The organism is Sulfitobacter sp. M13 (genome assembly GCF_053474885.1).
Window position 1 is genome coordinate 2112925 of record NZ_CM130281.1, and the last position, 20086, is coordinate 2133010.

A 20086-nucleotide genomic window follows, 5' to 3' on the forward strand; every position below is an offset into this window, starting at 1 on the left:
TTATCTCCACCGGATTGCGGCGGGACGGTGCGTCGAGCGCTTTGCCACCTCGCCAATGGGTTGCCAGTTGCGCGCCTCGATCTGCGCTTGAGGGTAGGCCGGTTTCGTAACGGCACTAATCTCGATCAGATCAGCCGCCCGAATGGTGCGAAGGATTGCGGTTCCGCGTTCCTCTACGGTTTCACCGCCTGGACGGACGCGAAAGCCGGGTGATAGCCCGCGTACCAGACCGGCGGCATGAGCGGACAGAAAGTCGCGCACATAGCTGACCTGGCCCATAGCCGCGCTGATGATCGCGTCGATGGTCAAAGCCTCGTCAGTTTCCGTCAGGGTCAGACTGCCGGCGGAACGTGAGGCCAGCGGCTTGTTGAAGTCATGGCCGGCCAGAAAATGCACGTCCTCACCGCGCTCGATGCGATCGGCAAACGCGCGGGCTGCGATCATCTCACGACGCTCACGGCCTGCCCCGATACCTTCGGACAGCACGGTTTCCCGACCATAGGGAAAGGTTGCCCGAAGGCGGATTTCTCCGCCTTCGGTGCGCAGCTCAAGGCTGCCGGTATGTGCGCCCCAAAGCATTATGCGGCTGCCAATTCGAGACCGGTCAGCAGTTCGAGCTGCGCCGGGCGCGCTACTGTTACGTCCATCGTGGCCAGCGCCGTGATCCGCAGTCCGCCGGACTGTGCATCGCTGTAGGGGTCGCGGATCATATCGACCGCACCCCAAGCACCGATGAAAATCGGGGCCACGCCACCCGCCGCAGTGGTCAACAGCGATGAGGTGGCGAGAGGGACGCCAGACGGCGCGGGAAGCGCGTTATTCGTCATAGCGATGTTGGCCGAGGGGAGGTTCTTGAGCAGGCGATCCCATTCCGAAACGGCGGTGCCGCTGATCAGGGCGCTGTCCAGATAATCCCATAGCTCGGGCCGGATCAGTGCCCGTACCGCATCTGGTGAACCGGCGGCGTTTGAGGTCATGAAGCGGGTGACAGCAGAACGAAACGCACCCCAGCTCGCAAGCTCTGCCACCGCAGTTGCCGTGATGCCGTAGGTAGCCGCGCCACTGATGACGCCGAGGGGCTGACCGTCAGCGCCAGTGCCAAGGAATGCTGCCTGATCCATCGCTGCGCCCATCGCGCCGTTCATATCCCGCCGCACTGCCTGCTCGAGGGCAGCGCCGGACTGCTTCAGGGCTTTCCGCGTGATCCGCATCTGAATACCCAGATTGTGGTCTGGCGACATGGCGCGGTCAGTAGTGGCGTAGACAGTCGGGCCTGCGACATTGCCTGTCTCTGATGCCGCCCATCCCGCCGTGACTGCCGATGTGGTCACCGGCCATTCGATCGCGCCGGCCTCGATGCTGATCATCTGCGCACCCATGCGGGATGCCACGCTATCGGGGAAAAGGCGGTCAATGATAGGCCGGGTCTGGATCGGGTTCGGGGTGCCACCCGCTACCGTTTCGCCAGCGCGGGTTTCAAGCGCCTGCCACGGTACTGGGATGCCACGGAAACCGCCTGCATTGCGCAGCTCCGTCACAATTTCGGCGGTCTGGCCGTCAAGCTGACGGCCTTCGTCCAAAGCCAAGGCGACCTGGCGCATCTCGAAGCCGGCCATCAGATCCGCCCATTCCTGACTGGAACGGGTTTCCAATTCGCTGCCAGCATCACGGCGTTCGGTATCCTCGGCGATCAAGGCCGCACGATACCGCGTTTCGTTGGACCTGTATTCGGTGTCCATTTCACCCATCTTGCGGATTTCGTCCTCGGACGGGGTTTGGTTGTTTGCCAGCTCGGCAAGGTTTTGGCGGATCTCCGACTGTCGGCGGGCAATTTCTACTGATCTAAGCATCGTTGATTTCCTTTGTGATGATGCTGCATTCATCGGGGCTTGAGAGTGCCTCGACGGCTTCTTGCCATTGCTGGCAATTTCGGGACGGGGGATGCCCGCACTCGATTCTTGTTTTTTTCGCGTGACAGCTGGGGCAAAGCGATTGAAGATTGCTGGGGCTGTAAGCCAGATCGAAATGCGACCTGACAGGCTTGATGTGATCGACCTCGAGGCGTCCACCTATGCCGCATTCCTTGCAGCGAAAATGATCACGCTCGAGGATCTGCATTCGCAGAACCTTCCAGCGTTTGGTCGATGTGACCCGCTTCGAAAAGCGGAGGTATTCGGGCCTACTGTCTCCCATCACATCACCCGCGCTTTGCAGCTGATTTCGAGAAAGCTCATTCTGCCCTCGATCTGCTTGATGCCGATGATGTTAAATTCGAGCCCCTCGCAGGTCAGCCGATCCGATGGGCTGATATCGCGGGTGAAGGTTGAAGAGCGGACTATAAAGCGCGTGTCTAGCGTTGCTTGAACGGTGCCCGCTGCAAATTTTTCGACATCCGACACGTCGCGCCGTGCCGCAAAAACGAGCGTTCCATGATCCTGCCACTCCTCAACCTCGCTGAACCCATCATCGACGAGAACGGCACGGAGGAATTGAATTCGCCTATCAAGTTTTCCAGAATTCAAACCCATAGCGCGCGCCCCTTCTTTTGCGGAGCTGCTTTCATGCGCGCGCCTTGGGCTATTGCGACCACGGTTGCCGCCGCCGCGTCGATCCGGCCAAGTGATCGAGCCTTTGCCAGCTTATGGTTGCCCGCCGGGTCAACCAGCGTTATCGCGTCGGCGAAAGCAAAGCGCAGCAGCATCGAAGGTGCGACTTTGACTTCTCCATCGAAAAGCGCCCGCCTGAAACGCTCAATATCTTCGGCAGAATCCTTCCAGCCAAAGCCGCGCCAGATGAACGGTACCCGCGAAAGCCCGGCTGCCTGCATCGCCTCGACAAACTCCGCATGACGGAAACGGTCACCAACGATGCATACTGGTGTGATCCCGTCCAGCTGCCGCACGATCTCGGCCAGCCATGGACCAGGCGGAACGGTATTCTCACCCATGACGGAAAGTTCACCGCGTTCGTGCATCTGCGAATAACGATCAGACACCCCATCCGATGCGCCGCGATCTGCCAGACCAGGGAATGAAGGAAACGTGCCCAAGGCTTCGAGCCTGCCAGTCGACGGCCAATAGAAGGCCGCAGCCGACATGCTGCGCGACCCGCCCAAGTCGATACCAAGAACGCATGGCCCTTCGCGCTTAGGCAGTTCGTCCGGGTCAACCTCGGCAGACATCCATTCGTCAACGGTCACCAGTTGCGACCGATCCTCAGTTGATGTGCGCTCATTCCTGTTAAGGTTACGGAATGAAGACAGGGCCGAGCCACCTCGAGCGATCGCTCGACGTGCCTGGGACACGAGCCATTCAGACGTTGATCCAATTCCCTCGGCCGCGCCGGGATTGGCGATAAGCAGGCTTTCAAGATCATCGGCAGGCAAGCCCATAGGTGGGCGATGCTCTTGTACAAAGGTGCCGGGTGGAGGTTCATCCATCCATCGAGAAAAGGTGTTGGTGTCGTCGGGCGCTGACGTGGAAATGATCAAGGCACGGCCATCACGCTTGCCAAGACCGGATAAAATTGCGTTCTCGAGGCTGTCGCCTTTTTCGCGTTCCCATGCCGCGCGCTCGTCCATGATCGCCAATGTCGGCGCGCCGCCTAGGACGGACTTGCCATCAGCTGCGATGACCCGAGCCACGCCACCGCCGTTGCCCTCGAATTCCACCTCGAGTTTGGATCCGCGACGGATGATGAAATTCGCCTGGTCAGCCTCCGACATGCCTTGGATGAAACCCAGCAAGAAATTGAATGCGATCTTGGCTTGATCCCGGTTCCGGGCGGCAAGGATAATCTCGCGCTTGGGCTGAGGCCGCTCTTGCATCGCACCGACGAGCTCGGCCAATGCTAGGCCGGCGGACAAGGCAGTTTTTGCATTGCCCCGACCGATTGACAGCACACCAACCATGATTTGCTTGGAAAACGTACCTTTGATGAAATTTCGCTGGAAATTGGCGAGTTTTAGAGGTTTTCCAGCCTTTTTACCCTCAGGAACGTTTAAAAGCGCCAAAAACTGAATTGCGCGAACCGCCGGCGATTTTCCCCGGATTTTTTTGAGGAGAGAGAACGCAACAGTCCCACCACGGTCCCAAGCATTTTCAGAAACCGCGGCATTGGTACCAGATCCGAAGAGGTCTGTTTGGTCTTTCGATCGTGCGTGTCTCATTGTCTGTTCTCCATCTCTAACGTTGCTCTCTTCACTTCATCTCAATCAGTTCAGACCTCGGTTGACGGTCAGAAAGCGGGTTACTCTAGCGGGGTTGAAAACCCGCTTCCCGCCCTGACCGCCGCCATGTTGCCATCTCAATTCAGACGAGCCCCAGCATTAGGTCAGACCTGCCTTTCCCTCGGCGCAGTCCGCTCTCCCATGTTCACCGCCATAGGGTGGCAGTGGGGCCTTAGGGCGTGGAGAGACCGCGTGATGCGGAATAGCTGCCCTTGTGCTGTGGCCCGTTACCCGGTAGCACTGTGATGCGGCAGACCCGGCTAACCCGTGAACGCCATCTGCCGCATAGGCCCGCCGTGTCACCGGCGGGCTTTCCTTTTTCTTATCTCTCGATCAGCTCAACATCGCGCTCTGGTACGGTCCCGAGCTCTGACACCAGCCGCCGCATGAGCTGCTCTTGCTTGCCCGTAGGCCGCCACGTTGGCCGCTTCCCATGCTTGGCGATTGAGCGGACAAAGCCCTTGAGCCATTCGTCAGTGCCTGCCATGGATCGCCGCATGACAAGAGGCCAGCGGAACGTCAGCACCTCTTCGAGCTCTCTGTCGGTCATGCCTGTACCCCTCGATAGCGAGCGCCCACGCGAGCCATATGTGGCGAGGTCGTGAGTGACTTGGCATCCATCGGTGACCTGCCGTCATAGTGCAGAGCGGCCTGATCCATGAGGGCTTGAGCGAGGTCGTGCGGGATGCTCGGCGCGTCTGCACCAAACCCCGCCTGATATTCGATTGTGATCCGGCTCGGGGTCAGGTCGTGCCATGAAGCCAGCCACCGGATGTAGGGGCGATTGCCGCCTACAAAGTCGAATGCCGTGAAGATCTTGCCGTCGACTGTCACGGTCGGAGTGTCATCGTCTGCGACCGGCCCTACGGGCAGCAGCAACCCGCCTTCGCGAGTAGGCTCAAAGATCGTCACGCGGATAGTCTGGGCTAGCAGGGCGATCTGGGCAAACTGTTCAATCTCCGCCGCCGCCGTGTGGCCCATGTTCGTGATCGACGCATCGTCAACATCATCATTCACGCGGATATGGGACTTGAGGTCATCGAGGTCGAAAGGCAGCGCGGTGCTGACAGGTGTCCGGTGCACAAGCATTTTCATGCGGCAATCTCCACTTCCGAGATATGGTTGCGGAACGCCATTTGCTCGCGCATGGGCAGGGCCTCATAGGCTGCAAGTGCATACGCCTTGCGCTCTTGTAGAGAAGCGAAGGAAGCCCACCAGCGTGCATCTTCCATCGGATTGAGGAAGGTCGGCAGTGGGGCGTCTGCGAACGTCAGGAGGGTTGCAGCGACAATTTCCGCTTGTTCCGGGGTGTCGAGCGCGCGGAGGGCACCCCATGCCAAGGCGGCGCGTTCTTCGCTCGTCAGTCGCGCCCGCGCAACGGTTGTGAAACCGGCCCATGCGTCAGCATCGCCGAGGGTCAATGTGTAGCCGATCACCCGCGCCATGCGCTTGTGTTCCGGCTTCATGCTTCTTGAAAGAAACGAATTGCCGCGCGGTCCAACGTTCGCAAGAGGTTCTCGATCTGTCCGTAGGACAGATTTATCGGAAGTTATTGATTTTGAGGGTTTACGGTTAAATTCAAAATCCCCCGCCGCGAGGCGTGCCGGTTCGAGTCCGGCCTTGGGTACCACCTTGTTTCGACAGGGTTTTCCGTGAAATATAGTTTCGAGCAGCGTTGGCTTGCGGGATGTGTACGCTTTCCTTGTCGCGCGTGCGTTTGTTTTCTATGTCGATGACGGGATTTTATCCCTAGCGCCGGCTAGCGGCGTATTGGGCTGGTACCACAACGGCATTCTGGCGTGTTGCGTGGCAGCGTGTTTGTGATGTGGCCGGTATTCAAGCCAATGGCCACGCGAAGATAATTTTGCATCCAAAATTGACGTAAATACCGCTTTTGGTTGCGGGCGATGGGGCTGTTTAATGCCGCTGCCCGGTCAGCGTCCTGTGGGGAAACCGCGCTCTTTCAGCGGTAGTATTCTTTGCCATCTGCGCCGTTGACTACTCTTTTGCCTAGGGTGTGATTCGGCTGTATCAGAAAAAACTACCTACATTTTTTGAAAAAATCCTCGCTGTTTCAACTTATTGGTTCCAATTTGGGAATTTTGCAAAAGACCAGTATCGGTATAGTTGAATTTATTGTCAGACGTTGCTCGCTGTATCGTAAACCGAAACAATATTGATCTACCCCGGAACGTTCGGTCGAATTTTCTCTTTAATTTCTAAATTTCCGGCGCGTGGATAATTACCCTCTCAAAGGATTTGGAAACAGTACACCACCTATGCGGGTATCTTAATTCAGCAGACTTGGACAAAAGATGGCCGAAAAGGGGCGTCTCAGCACTTTCTTGCCACTTTCTTCTTCCTGCAAAGCAGACCGAAGAGTATTCATGAGCCTGCCCAACTGGGGGGCAAAGTTTTTAGGTTTCGGGGGCGACCGCATTGAACGCGCAAGTTGTGCGGGGAAGATGTGTCGCTCGGCTCTTAGGAGATCGTTGGATACACCACTGTCGATTGCTCGGCAGAGGGCGGCCTTGTTTGGCTGTCTCTCCCTCCAGAACGGTAAAGTTCTTTGCGCGTCGTCGATGGCCGCGAAGCATTGTTAGGGGGTTAGTGTTCGCCATTTTGCGATGGCCCGCCATATCGGTGGAAAACGGGAGAGACCGATGGGATCACATGCCTACTTAACGCGAAAGCCAGACCGGCTGGTTAAAGGCGATGACGCAACGCTGCGTTGCACCAGGCGCGCCGATTTCGCCTTGTTTAATCCCCCAAACCGCCGCCGTCGGATCACATCAAGAACACAAATGGCCCATACCCAGTTGATTACAGATTTAAACAATGGGCGCCGCGCTCTTTGTCCTGCACCGCTACGCCCCCAGCAGCGGCGTAAAGGGCAGGGCGGCACCGTGTCCTACCCTAAGGATTTGGCACGGGTTACGTGCCCCACGAACTGATGAGCTTCGCCCGTGAACGGGCAAACTACTATTTTGGGCTGGCGGCATCCACCGCAGCGTGCCCGAGCAAATTTTGGAGACGACTGATATGACCATCTTTTTGAACAAGCTATGGCTTTTTGGCAAAACCAGCACCGCCGAGGCCGAGCAAACCGCGACCGAGGCACCGAGCGAGGGGCCGAACGGTATTGTGGATGGTAACCAACAGGACAACCTGATCGACGCCAGCTATACAGACGACCCCCATGGCGACCGTGTTGATGCAAATGATGCGGTGTTTGGCTATGCCAACAACGACGACATCATCCTTGCGCGCGGCGGGAACGATACGGTCAAGGCGGGTTTGGGCGATGATACAGTTGTGGCGGGTTCGGGCGATGATTTGGTCGAAGGTGGCAGCGGTGATGACATCCTGATCGGTGACGGTGCGACCAAGGGTACCTATGGCGACAACCGCGAAAGTTTCGAATGGTCCAAGGCACCAGATCCTTCCGGCGACGGGTCCGAGATCGATGATGACGATTCCCTCAAGGGCGGGTTCACCCAGAACACCGGTTCGGTCAATGTAACGTTCGATCTGAAAAGCTTCTCGCCCAATAATCATGCCTCGCAGGAATTCAGCGATCGTGACCAGTTTATCGACAACATCGACAGCGGTTCCGAAGAAATCAACGACGAGAGCTCCTTTGAATCGCTGGCAAACTGCACCGGTGATACAAAGTTCGAGCTCCGTTTCGATCAAGCCGTTGGCAACGTATCGTTCAACGTGAATGATATCGACAACAATGGCGCCGTTAAAGTTCTGGCCTACGATGCGTCAGGGAAAATGATCGATGTCGATCTGATTGCGAACAGCAGTTCCAGCGGTGTGAAACTGACCGACAGCGACGGCAAATTCGGTGTCGATACAGCAACCAGCAAAGGCGGTGACGACTACCCCTCTGATAGCAAATATTCAGTAAACGTTTCTATCGAAGGCCCTGTGTCGCGAATCGAATTCATCCACACAGGTGCGACCAGCGGCAATTCAGGCGTGAACGTGACAGACGTGTTTTTTGACAGTCCCGTGGCCGCGCTACCTGACGACGACGGCGCAGTTGGCAACGACACTCTGGACGGCGGCGAAGGTGACGACATCATCTTTGGTGACAGCGCGGGCCTGACCAAGGCGGATCCTGTGTCGAAAGGGGTCGATCCTGTGGCAGGTGCAGATCACACTGTTTTGACGTGGGACTTGTCGAATGTGACCGTCGCTGGCGGCTCTAGCCCGTTCCGCGATAGCGATACCGGCTCCAGCGAGCTGGCGGGTAAATCATTCACTATTAACGATAATTCTGCCCCCGTAGCTGTTGGCGTCAAGGACGGGGACGACTCGTTGAATGACAACGATGGTACGCAGACCCTTGTTCAAACCACCAAGCTGAACGGCAACACCGAATACGCAGGGGATAAATTCATCCCCGAATATTCCTATGTCGTGCGTCCCTCGGACGCCGTGGATTCCTCGCAGGATGTGACCGTTTACGTGATGAACTTTGACGGTACGGATGCCGTCGGGATCGTGACAGACAAACCGCTTGAGGTCGGCAAATCCTATGATTTCGTCAGCCACAGCTCTGACCTTCCGTCGATTAAATATGACCACATTGCGAACACTTACACCACGCCAGGCGATGCGACATCGCCGACAGACGGGCTGGTTGGTGGCGACGATGTGCTGACCGGCGGTGCTGGGAATGACACGATCTTTGGCGAGGGTGGCAACGACAGCATCGAGGGCAACGAAGGCGACGACTACCTCGAAGGCAACAGCGGCGATGACACCATCTCCGGTGGCAGCGGCAAAGATACGATCTACGGCGACAACAACACCGGTGACGGTTCTTCGTCTGGCGGCACAACAGAGCGCGAGAGCTTTGAGTGGGACAAGGCACCAGACCCCCACGATACCTCCGCTGTCGACAATAATGATAATCTGGGCGGCGGCTTTGTTCAGGACACGGGCAACGTCAATGTGACCTTCTCTGTCACCGGCAGCACCAAAACGCCCGAGACGACATTCTCGACGGACCAGCAAAAGGTGCATTCGATCACTGGCGACGATCAGGCGACCAATGCCAACAGCTCCTTGGCATCGCTGGCGAACCAGGATGGCGAAAGCGCGACATATCGTTTGGACTTCTCCAAGGATGTGACCAACATCAGCTTCCGCATCAATGACATTGATAACGCTTCGAAAGTTGTCATCGTGGCGATCGGCCCCGATGGGACGCGCACGCCGATTAAGGTCGATACAGGCAGCGGCATCAACGCTCAGAACCAGGACGGCGTTGGCGGTTACGAAACCCTGATCAGCCGTGGAGATAATGGCCCCGATACTGACCCGGACCACTCTGCCCTGGTGAACATCGAAGGCCCGGTCGATTACCTCGAGATTACCCACACGATGGATCAGGATCTGTCGGATGGCAATCACGCGGGCATCAACATCACCGACGTCTATTTCGACGCACCTGTAGGCAGCGTTGACGATGGCGCGGGCAATGACCTGTTGCTGGGCGACGAGGGCGACGACTTTATAGACGGTGGCGCAGGCGACGACACGCTGTTTGGCGGCAATGACGACGATACGCTGGTCGGCGGTGACGGGAATGACCAGCTGACCGGCGGCGAGGGCAAAGACAAGATCAGCGGTGGCGCAGGCAAGGATACCATCTTTGGCGGCAACTATGGTGATGAAGTGGATGGCGGCGCAGGCGGCTTCGATTCTGACCCCAGCCAGAACACCGACGATGACACGCTTGACCTGACTGGCCTTAATTTCCGCTTGCGTGATCTGACACCCGACAGCAACGGCAATGGCCAGAACGGCACCGTCGACCTGTATAATGCTGATGGCAGCTCTGCTGGATCGTTCAAATTCACCGAAATTGAACATATCATCGGTGAAGAGATAGCAGGTCCGGTTGATGGTCTGGACAGCGGCGAAACCATGCAGCCGGAGTATACGGACGCGCAGGGTGACCAGATCGACGGCACCGACGGTATCAACGATACGATCTTTGGCAACGGCGGCGACGACACGATCGATAGCGGTCTGGGCGACGATACCGTTGACGGCGGGTCGGGCGATGACACCTTCGCGCTGACCGACGGCATTGATAATGACGTTATCATCGGCGGCGAAAGCGGCGAAACCACAGGCGACGTGATCGACAGCACCGCTGTGGATGACGATCTGACAGTGACCTTCACTGACGACGAGGAAGGGACACTGACCAACGGCTCTGGCATCACTGAATTCTCAGAGATCGAGAAGCTCGAACTGGGTGGCGGCGATGATACGGTCACAGGCTCTGGTGGTGACGAACATGTTTTGACCGGCGACGGGAACGACGTTGTGAACGCCGGTAGTGGCGATGATACCATTGATGGCCAAGGCGGCGATGATACCATCGACGGTGGCGGCTATGATGACAGCTTGATCGGTGGTGACGGCAACGACTCTCTTGTTGGCGGATCGGGCAATGATGTGCTGATCGGCAACAATTCGGGCGTGATCGGCGTGCCTGACGCGGATATTCCTTTGGTGGGCACACCATTTGATCAGGACGCAAACCCCAACGATGACAGGGACACGTTGATTGGTGGCCGCGGCAACGACACCATCGATGGCGGCGATGATGCTGACTACATCGACGGTGGCGCGGACGATGACGTCATCGAAGGCGGCATTGACAACGACACCATCTATGGCGGCAGCGGCAACGATACCATCACGGATATTCAAGGCGCGGATAGTATCTTTGGTGGTGACGGCGACGATCTGATCGATGCGGGTGTGGATACGTTCTCGGACTACAAGAATGACCAACCTACATTCATTCACCCGGTAACAGGTGAAACTGTTTCAAATCCGTTCTTCGGAACCGGCGATCCGAACAAGGACGACGGTCGTGACTTTGTCGATGGTGGTTCGGGCAACGATACGATCCGCACCGGTGACGACTCTGATACGATCTTTGGCGGAACGGGCGATGACTTTATCAATGCTGGCATCGACGACGACTTTGTCGAAGGTGGTGATGGCAATGATTTCATCATCGGCAGCCACGGTTCCGATACGCTCAAGGGCAACGGCGGCAACGACACCATCTATGGCGGCTTTGGCACAGAACCCATCGCGGGTTATGCTGGCGAAGAAGTAGATGCGACAGATCCTCAGCCCAACAATGGCAAAGATCTGATCGACGGTGGCGCCGGAGACGACGTTCTGTACGGTGAAGACGATGACGACACCATCTTTGGCGGTGCTGACAACGACTACATCGACGGTGGCATCGACGACGACAGCCTAGATGGCGGCCAAGGCAATGACACAATTTTGGGTGGCCAGGGCGATGACACCATACTCGGTGCGCAAGGCGATGACGTTATTGACGGTGGCGAGGGCAACGATTCTATCTTTGCGGGCAACGATAACGACAGCGTCATTGGCGGTAACGGCAACGACACAATCGACGGTGGTCTCGGCAACGATACCATCGACGGTGGTGACGGTGACGACTTCATCGAGGGTGGCTTCGGTGAAGACAGCATTCTTGGTGGCGACGGCGATGACACGATCATTGCGGCAGGCGACAACGATACCGTAGACGGTGGTGACGGTGACGACTCCATCAGCGGTGTCCGCGGCGACGACGTATTGTTCGGTGGCGAAGGTAACGATACCATCGACGGCGGCGAAGATAACGACACCATCTTTGGCGATGGCGGCGACGACAGCATCCTTGGCGGGTTCGGAGACGACAGTCTGATCGGTGGTGAAGGTGATGACACCATTATCGCAGGCGGCGGCGACGACACCATTCGCGGCGGTGCAGGCAATGATAGCCTAGACGGCAACGATGGTCGGGATACCTTCCTTGACGTTAATGGCGGCGATACCATCAATGGTGGCTCCGGCACCGACGCCAATGACTATGATGTCATCAACCTTGTCGGTTCGCTGAACGGTGGCGGCTACCGTCTTGAAAATGTCACTCCGGATAGTGATCCCGGTGACACGATTGACGGCGACGGCGTCAACGACGGCATCGACGGTACGATCGTCTTTACAGATGCGTCCGGCACTGAAACCGGTCGGTTGGACTTTACCAACATCGAAGAGATCATCCCCTGCTTTACGCCGGGCACCCTGATCGCAACGCCCAAAGGCGAACGTCGGGTCGAAGATCTGGAGGTTGGCGACCGTGTCATTACCCGCGACAACGGCATTCAGGAAATCCGCTGGGTCGGTGCACGTGAAATGTCCGGTCATGAGCTGGCGCGTAAGGCGCATCTGTTGCCGGTGCTGATCCGTCAGGGCGCATTGGGGAACAACCTGCCCGAGCGAGACATGCTGGTCAGCCCCAACCACCGCGTTCTGGTGGCCAACGACAAAACGGCGCTCTATTTCGAAGAGCGTGAAGTCCTCGTCGCGGCGAAGCACCTGACCGGTCTCGAAGGTGTTGATATCGTCGAGACCTCGGGCACGACCTACATCCACATGATGTTCGACCAACACGAGGTGATCCTGTCCGACGGTACATGGACTGAAAGCTTCCAGCCGGGCGATATGAGCCTTGCAGGTGTGGGCAACGCGCAGCGCAACGAGATTCTGGAGCTATTCCCAGAATTGGCGACGCGCGAAGGGGTGGACGGCTATGTCGCCGCGCGCCGCACGCTCAAAAAGCACGAGGCAAAACTTCTCACGAAGTAAGCGTCGAGCTGAATGCAGCAACACCCGTGTTCCCCACAAAAGGGGGTGCACGGCAATGAACGGGGCAGGAAACTGTCCCGTTTTGTCGTCCTTAGCTTTATCGTTGAAAGGCAGGGGTCAGCGAGCAGCGCGCCAAGCTGCCCATGCTTCAGGCGTATCCAGATCCAGCCGCGCACGGTTCTCCGGTAGGGGCACGATCAGCGTCTCTGCCTGCGCCTGTGCGATAATCTCTTTGGCACCAATATCACCGGACATCTGCGCAATGCGGTCAAAATGACACGCGGCAAACACCGTTGGATGTCCGGCCTTTCCATCAGAGGTCGCGCCGCGCCATATCGTATACTTCGTATTTAAATCAACGGACTGCAGCACGCACCTAAGGTCATATTCGGTTAGCTCCGGTAGATCGGCCAGCAGGATCATCGCAGCCAGAGAACTGCTCGGCAAGGCCGCAAACCCCGCGCGCAGCGATGCGTTTATCCCTTCCGCCGCATCTGGCACAGGCAACGGTGTGACATCCAAACCGCGCAGCAGATCATAGCGCGGATGGGGCGCGGGCGGCAACGCCACGATGATTGCGGCCTTTGTCGCGGCGCGTGCGATCCGTGCCTGCCGTCGCAAAAGCGGCTCTGCGTCAATCAGCTCTGTCAGCTTGTCGCGCCCTCGCATCCGCGAGGATTGGCCCGCGGCCAGCAAGATGATGGGAATGTCGTGGCGCATCCGGAGTCCCTGATAAAACTAGCGTGGTGTATAAAAGGCGTAAGCCTATTCGCTGCCTCAACTTTTCGTGCTACCAGTATGAACCAGTCGGACGACCTGCGCGTTGAGTGTAAAAGCCAAGTGATCTGCGCGCAAGTTTAGCGAACTCGGTAGCCCAAGCGCGGAATATATGAATGACACCTGATTTTTTGATCCCCTCGACGCTGATCCGTAAAGGCCGCGAATACAGCCGCAAACTTTGGGTGCGTGTTTTGATTATGGGGCTCTTGGCGGTGTTTTCTCTGTTGGTAAGCACGCTGATCGAAAGGTGGATACCACAGTCACTGGCGACATATCTGACGGGCAGTGCTGCGGACCGGCTTTTGTCGATTATCGCGAATGCGATGCTTGCGGTGACCACCTTTTCGTTAAGCGTCATGGTCACCGTGTATCGCAGCAGCTCCACTCAATGGACGCCACGGGTTCACCGTCTGATCGTAAAGGACCGCACAACGCAGAACACTCTGGCGGTCTTTATCGGCGCATATGTCTATGCGTTGATCGCGATCATCCTGCGCGAATTGGGGGTGTTCGACGACAAGCGGTCGTTTGTCTTGTTCATCATGACCGTGATCGTCTTGATCGTTATTGTGCTCAGCCTGATCCGCTGGGTGCTTCATCTGCAGTCCTTTGGTAGCCTGATCGACACGTCCCGTCAGGTCGAAGAACAGACCCGCCTGTCCTTCCGGGAGAGGTTGCAGAACCCCTGCCTTGGGGCCAATGCGCTGACCGGTGATATTCCCGAAAGTGCCGAACCGTTCACGGCCGACGAGAATGGCTATATCCAGCATCTTTATCCCGAGGCGTTGAACACTGTGGCGGCAAACCACGGGGTAAAAATTTACTTTAGACGCAACATCGGTAGCTTTGTTTTCGTGAATGAACCGATGATGATGATCGACCGCGTGTGCGATCCGATAGACGACGAACACACCGACGAAACCCTCGGCGCGGGGATTAGGGCCAGTGTAATCATCGGCGATCTGCGTACCTTTGACCAAGACCCCCGTTTTGGCCTGATCGTCATGGGAGAGGTTGCCTCAAAGGCGCTGTCACCGGGTGTGAACGATCCCGGAACCGCCATCGACATGATTACACGGATCGGGCGGGTTCTGACGGACTACGAGGACGAAACAGCGCGGGAGAGAGACGAGGTTTTGGACCATATATACGTCGAACCCCTAAAGGCTTCAGATCTGGTCCAAGACGCCTTTGGCGCGCTGGCGCGGGATGGCTGCACGGTCGTAGAGGTCCAGCAACGCCTGCAAACGACCTTGAACGGTTTGATGCGCCACCCCGACAAGGGGCTGCGCGATGCGGCGCGTACTTCGGCTGAACGTCACCTGCGTCGGGCCCTCTATGCTATCGAGTTTGAACCGGACCGCGCACAATTGATGGAAAGCGCGAGTGATGCCGTGCGCGACGCGGTCAGAAAGACCCTGCGCCAAAGCCAGGAACAGGACGATACGCCCGAAATGGACAATGGTACGGATACAAACTGACGCGTCAGCGCGACGGCAGCGCCGATCAGAGCGGCCGGATTTTCAGCTGGGTAATGCGGTTACCGTCACGCGCCATGACTTCGAACCGGAACCCGTGGAAGGAAAACACCTGACTGGGCGTCGGGATCATCTGCGCTTCGTGAATCACCAGACCGGCGACGGTGTTTGCCTCATCATCAGGCAGGTCCCATTCTGTCGCGCGGTTCAGGTCGCGGATGGTCATGGCCCCGTCGACGAAAAACTGCCCGTCTTCGGTCTTGGTGACCCCGTGATCTGCGTCTGGGTCAAACTCGTCAGTGATCTCGCCGACGATTTCTTCCAGAATGTCTTCGAGCGTGATCAGCCCTTGCAGCGATCCGTATTCATCTACCACGAGTGCAAAATGCGTACGCCGGCGGAGGAACTGGCGCATTTGTTCGTCGAGCGTGGACGTTTCTGGCACAAAATAGGGCTTCACCGCGATATCGGCGATTTTGAAAGACTTGAACGGCGCGTCGTCATCGGCGCCATTGATATGCTCGTACATGGCCCGCAGCACGTCCTTGGCGTGGATCACACCAATGATGTTTTCTGGGTCGTCGCGGTAGACGGGCAGGCGGGTGTGATTGCTTTCAAGTATCTGTTCAAGGATCTGTGACGGGTCATTCGCGGCGTCGATCATCTCGATCCCAGACCGGTGGAGCATGACCTCTTCGACCATACGTTCGCGCAGGTCCAAGGCGCCAAGAATACGGTCGCGATCCTCTTTTTCAACCACACCTTCGGATCGACCGATCTGAAGCGCACCAGCGATTTCTTCGCGCACGGCTAGGATGTTGCTGTCGGGATCGATTGTCACGCCGAACAATCGCAAGATACCACGGACCAAAAAGCGTACAGCCGACACAACGGGGCTGAAGACCAACACCACCAGCGCAATGGGGCGCGACACAGCGGCAGCGGCAGTTTCTGCATTGGTGATCGCATAGGTCTTGGGCAGCACCTCGGCAAATATCAGCACAAGCAGGGTCATCACCAGCGTCGCCAACGCCACACCGGATTCGCCGAAGACACGCGTAAACAGCGCCGTCGCAAGCGAGGCTGCAAGAATGTTCACAAGATTGTTGCCCAGCAAGACAGAGCCAATAAGCCGCTCGTTATCTTCGGTGATCCGAAGAGCCCGTTCAGCACCCTTGGACCCTTTGTCTGCTTGCCCGCGCAGCTTGCCCCGCGATGCAGCCGTCAGTGCCGTTTCAGACCCCGAAAAGAAGCCGGAAAGCACCAGAAGAAACAAGATGATACCGCAGCTGATCCAAAATGCGCCGTCTAGGATTGCGGGGGCCGTGTCCATTTGTGAATATACCTTATCCGTTTGCTCTTAGGGTTATGGGCGTGTGTGCGGTTTCATTCAAGGGATGAGCAGGGTGAACCATCAAGATTTGGGACAATTGAACGGGCCGATTGTGCTGTTCGGCGGTCCATATTCGAACCTGCAGGTGCTTGAAGCGCTGTTTGACCGTGCGCGCGCCCTAGGGGTTGGGCCGGATCGGATGATCTGCACCGGCGATGTGGTGGCCTATTGCGCTGATGCCTATGCGGTCAGCGAAAGGATGCGGTCCAGCGGTGTGCCTGTCGTCGCCGGAAACTGTGAAAAACAACTCGCCGCCGGGGCGATGGATTGCGGCTGTGGGTTCGAGGACGGCAGCGCCTGTGATCTGCTGTCTGTCGGCTGGTACGGCTACGCCAGTGCGCAGATCTCTGACGCGCAGTGCAATTGGATGGGGCAGGTGCCTGACATCATTAGTTTTGTCCACGCCGGAAAACGCTATGCCGTGATCCACGGCGGGCACCATGATATCGCCCGCTTTATCTGGCCAGTCTCGTCCGAGGCGGTGTTCGACGAAGAATGGCAAGCGGTTGAACGCAGCATCGGGCCCATAGGCGGGATCATCGCAGGGCATTGTGGTGTGCCGTTTGAACGCGAGACCCCGCGGGGGCCTTGGATTAACGCCGGTGTCATCGGTATGCCGCCCAATAACGGTGCGCCGCAGACCCGCTTTGCCGTACTGGACGCGGGACAGGTCACGTTCCACACGCTTGACTATGACCACGTTGGCGCCGCGTCTGCGATGGAGCAGGCTGGCTTAACGCAAGGGTATCACAGCGCGCTACTCACAGGTTATTGGCCGTCAGAGGATGTCTTGCCGCCGGAACTGCGCCGCCCCGCCTTGGCGAGCGGGTGATTTTCCAGCACCAGCTCGGACAGGCGCGCCTCTAGCACGTGGGTGTAGATTTCGGTCGTGGCAACGTCGGCGTGGCCCAGCATGGTCTGTATCGCCCGTAGATCGGCGCCGTTGGCCAACAGATGGGTGGCAAAGGCATGGCGCAGCGTGTGGGGCGTGACCTTGGAGGGCTCGACACCGGCGGCAAGCGCGAATTCCTTGATCAGAAGATAGAACCGGTGGCGCGTCAGGTATCCGCTGCTGCCACGGCTGGGAAAGAGGTAGATCGACACGGGCTTGCCTTTGGCATGTGCTGCTTCCTCGGTCTTGTCGCGCTGCACCAGCCATTCCGCAAGCGCCTGCCGCGCCGGATCAGACAGCGGCACCAACCGTTCCTTACTGCCTTTGCCCATGATCAACAGCAATCGCGGGTCGCCCCGTGCGGCGCTGACCTTGAGGCTGACAAGCTCGCTCACCCGCATACCCGTAGCGTAAAGCAGTTCCATCAGACAGGTGTTGCGCAACTGGTCAGATATGTTCCGGCCAGAATTATGCGCCGCGTCAAGCAGCAGGTCGACTTCGTGTTCGGACAGTATTTTAGGCAGGCGTTTATCTTGACCCGGTCCCGCAATCTGTATCGCGGGGTTATCCGTGCGCCAGCCTTCCTCGAAGGCAAAGCGGTACAGCTGTTTGATGGCCGATAGCCGTCGCGCACGGGTCGATTTGGCAAGACCCTGCGCATCGCACCAGATCAAATAGGCTTCGATGTCCTTGCGGCCCACACGCGCGAAATCCAAGGACCGGCGGGCAAGAAAGCTGTCGAAATCCTTGAGGTCGCGACCATAGGCGAGCTGCGTATTCGTTGCAGCACCCAATTCAGCTGCTTGCGCCTCTAGAAAGGTCGATATCCAATGCAGCAGGTCAGTTTGCATCAATCACGTTCCAGCAAGGACGTTTGAAGTGCCGCACGGCGGGCAGCATCCTCTAGCCCCAGGGCACGCAGGGTAGAGATGGCATCGCGCAAGGCAGCCGTGTCCCCGCGAGCGCCATCTTCCAGAAGGGCAATTGTATGCAAAATGGCGCTGCCGAGCTGGCCGTTTTGCGCCAGTTCAACCAACCCGCTGCGCGGCGTGGGGGTGCTGAACGCGCTCGCGATGCCCTGAGCATGGGGAATATCAGGCGTGATGGTCGGGGCTTCGCCTCGCGCGATTTGCGCGAGAAAGGCGATCTCTGCCGATTGCGTATCAGCCCCGGCGACCTGTTCGTATAGTGGCGAAAGAAGCAAGACACGATCGCGCAACGCGGCACTGGCGCCGGTGAGTTTCGTGCCCTGCAAGCCTTCGGCATAGAGTGTGGCGAATGTCACCTCCGTCTCGGCCTGTTGCATGGCACGCCACGCGGGGCGCAAGGTCTTTGCAATCGCCTCTGGATTACCGGAGGACATGGCACTGTCGAACCGCTGCAACGCGTCGACACGGTCCCAGATGCCGCCAGAAGCCGCGGGTTCGCGGTCTGTGTAGATCCCCAGAAACCGGTTATCGGGCAGGGCACCGATACGGGTCAGCCGTTCAGAGGCTTCCAGCTGCGCCTTCCACCCTGCGATGTCGCGCAGATCGGCGACGGCATAGGCGGGCGGTAGATTACGGGTCGATTGCGGTTCTCCGATGGCTTCAAGCAAACGGAACTTGAGCGGAGTCATCTCGCGCGGGCCGGGCAACGGCGCGGCACCCTCGTAAAGGTCGGGATTGAGAAACCGGTCGAGCAGCGACAGATCATTCTCGGGCAGCAGCGCCAGCGCTTGGGCAGAGCCCAGGGTCAGCGACGCCGTGTCCCATTCCCCCGACCGCGCGGCGCACAGGATCCGCACACCGTAATCTGTGGTCAGAAAGGGTTTGTCTTTCAGACGCAGACAGGCGCGATCCTCTGTGCCAAGCAGCAGGCTGACCTGCATCCACAGGTCAAAGTGAGCAACGGAGGTATCGACGCCGGCCTGTTCGATCAACGACATTGCCGGATCAAGGGCTGCGGCCTCCATCAAGGTACGCACGCGGGCGAGGGCGAGCGTATCGCCCTGCTTTGCGTCACCTTGCGGGGCGGTCGCTTGCGCAAGCAGTATGGTAAACAGCAATGAATGGGCCACAGGCAGATGCAGCTCTGGCAAGCGGTCGAGCTGGTGCGCGATATCCTCGGCGGTGCTGCCCACCCACAAATCCTGCGGCAGACCGGTGACCTTTGTGGGCACCAGCCCGATGGCACGTGGTCCGCCCTTGCCCAAGGGCGCAACAGTTACGGCAGGCGGCAGCGCGCTGCGCGCCACGGGGGCCTCTGCGGGTTTCACGGGGGCCTTGCGGCTGGGGCGTGGCGTTTTGGGACGTTCGCCCAGCCAGTCGATCACAGAAAGGGGCGCATCAGGTGCGTTCTGCGACGCGGCTTGCGCAGCGGCACCAAGGGGCAGGGCAATCAGGCAAAAAACGCTTAGCTGCCTGACAAATAGGATCATTGCTGCTCCAACGTCACGGATTCGCGGATTTCAACCTGAGGGGGGGCAAAGTCCGCGCCGAAGAACGGCCCCACATAGGCATAGACCGCAAGGCCGATAAACCCGATAATTGCGAGGTAAATCAGAAACTTGATTAGTTTGCCCATGAATTCCGCCTGCTTTGTTCTGCATATTTTGACTA

16 protein-coding genes are annotated in these 20086 nt (G+C 58.1%); 3 read left to right on the forward strand and 13 right to left on the reverse strand.

Annotated elements, in window-relative coordinates:
• From ACVBAU_RS10120 to ACVBAU_RS10155, 8 genes are all read right to left on the reverse strand, one after another.
• Nucleotides 1–579, reverse strand: a complete 579-nt coding sequence (locus ACVBAU_RS10120; RefSeq protein WP_448326123.1) for an HK97 family phage prohead protease — start codon at nt 577–579, stop codon at nt 1–3.
• Nucleotides 579–1850 carry a phage major capsid protein gene (locus tag ACVBAU_RS10125; RefSeq protein WP_448326125.1) on the reverse strand — a complete coding sequence of 424 codons (1272 nt, stop codon included), beginning with the start codon at nt 1848–1850 and terminating at the stop codon, nt 579–581. The genes ACVBAU_RS10120 and ACVBAU_RS10125 overlap by 1 nt, the downstream gene beginning before the upstream one ends.
• The gene (locus tag ACVBAU_RS10130) at nt 1843–2118 is read right to left on the reverse strand and encodes an HNH endonuclease (RefSeq protein ID WP_235183781.1); all 276 of its coding nucleotides are present in this window, start codon (nt 2116–2118) and stop codon (nt 1843–1845) included. Before ACVBAU_RS10130 ends, ACVBAU_RS10125 begins: the two co-directional genes overlap by 8 nt.
• A 74-nt stretch (nt 2119–2192) precedes the next feature.
• Entirely contained in the window at nt 2193–2528 is a 336-nt protein-coding gene (locus tag ACVBAU_RS10135) for a phage head closure protein (protein WP_037944203.1), read from the reverse strand.
• Nucleotides 2519–4168, reverse strand: coding sequence for a terminase large subunit domain-containing protein (locus ACVBAU_RS10140; RefSeq protein ID WP_448326128.1), 1650 nt, complete (start codon nt 4166–4168; stop codon nt 2519–2521). The genes ACVBAU_RS10135 and ACVBAU_RS10140 overlap by 10 nt, the downstream gene beginning before the upstream one ends.
• Before the next feature lie 382 nt (nt 4169–4550).
• Entirely contained in the window at nt 4551–4778 is a 228-nt protein-coding gene (locus ACVBAU_RS10145) for a hypothetical protein (protein ID WP_448326130.1), read from the reverse strand.
• Nucleotides 4775–5323, reverse strand: a complete 549-nt coding sequence (locus tag ACVBAU_RS10150; protein ID WP_448326132.1) for a head-tail connector protein — start codon at nt 5321–5323, stop codon at nt 4775–4777. Before ACVBAU_RS10150 ends, ACVBAU_RS10145 begins: the two co-directional genes overlap by 4 nt.
• Entirely contained in the window at nt 5320–5694 is a 375-nt protein-coding gene (locus ACVBAU_RS10155; RefSeq protein WP_448326134.1) for a hypothetical protein, read from the reverse strand. The genes ACVBAU_RS10150 and ACVBAU_RS10155 overlap by 4 nt, the downstream gene beginning before the upstream one ends.
• A 1576-nt stretch (nt 5695–7270) precedes the next feature.
• Here ACVBAU_RS10155 and ACVBAU_RS10160 point away from each other — a divergent pair.
• The gene (locus ACVBAU_RS10160) at nt 7271–12943 is read left to right on the forward strand and encodes a Hint domain-containing protein (RefSeq protein ID WP_448326136.1); all 5673 of its coding nucleotides are present in this window, start codon (nt 7271–7273) and stop codon (nt 12941–12943) included.
• 117 nt (nt 12944–13060) lie between these two features.
• On the opposite strand, the gene ACVBAU_RS10165 is transcribed toward ACVBAU_RS10160, so the two are convergent.
• Nucleotides 13061–13663 carry a nucleotidyltransferase family protein gene (locus ACVBAU_RS10165; protein WP_448326138.1) on the reverse strand — a complete coding sequence of 201 codons (603 nt, stop codon included), beginning with the start codon at nt 13661–13663 and terminating at the stop codon, nt 13061–13063.
• Nucleotides 13664–13836: 173 nt separating this feature from the next.
• On the opposite strand from ACVBAU_RS10165, the gene ACVBAU_RS10170 reads away from it, so the two are divergent.
• Complete coding sequence (locus tag ACVBAU_RS10170; RefSeq protein WP_448326140.1) at nt 13837–15204, forward strand: DUF2254 domain-containing protein; 1368 nt, start codon at nt 13837–13839, stop codon at nt 15202–15204.
• Nucleotides 15205–15229: 25 nt separating this feature from the next.
• Here the strand turns inward: ACVBAU_RS10170 and ACVBAU_RS10175 are convergent, their stop codons facing one another.
• Complete coding sequence (locus ACVBAU_RS10175; protein ID WP_138923380.1) at nt 15230–16534, reverse strand: HlyC/CorC family transporter; 1305 nt, start codon at nt 16532–16534, stop codon at nt 15230–15232.
• Between the two features lie 64 nt (nt 16535–16598).
• Here ACVBAU_RS10175 and ACVBAU_RS10180 point away from each other — a divergent pair, with 64 nt between their 5' ends.
• Complete coding sequence (locus ACVBAU_RS10180) at nt 16599–17426, forward strand: metallophosphoesterase family protein (protein ID WP_138923379.1); 828 nt, start codon at nt 16599–16601, stop codon at nt 17424–17426.
• Here the strand turns inward: ACVBAU_RS10180 and ACVBAU_RS10185 are convergent.
• The 3 genes from ACVBAU_RS10185 to ACVBAU_RS10195 are packed head-to-tail and all read right to left on the reverse strand — an operon-like array spanning nt 17363 to nt 20051.
• Nucleotides 17363–18337 (reverse strand): site-specific tyrosine recombinase XerD, encoded by a 975-nt coding sequence (locus ACVBAU_RS10185; protein WP_138923378.1) that lies wholly within the window; start codon nt 18335–18337, stop codon nt 17363–17365. The genes ACVBAU_RS10180 and ACVBAU_RS10185 overlap by 64 nt on opposite strands.
• Entirely contained in the window at nt 18337–19905 is a 1569-nt protein-coding gene (locus ACVBAU_RS10190) for a hypothetical protein (protein ID WP_335743994.1), read from the reverse strand. Before ACVBAU_RS10190 ends, ACVBAU_RS10185 begins: the two co-directional genes overlap by 1 nt.
• Nucleotides 19902–20051 (reverse strand): hypothetical protein, encoded by a 150-nt coding sequence (locus ACVBAU_RS10195; protein ID WP_005853380.1) that lies wholly within the window; start codon nt 20049–20051, stop codon nt 19902–19904. Before ACVBAU_RS10195 ends, ACVBAU_RS10190 begins: the two co-directional genes overlap by 4 nt.
• Nucleotides 20052–20086: the final 35 nt, after the last annotated feature.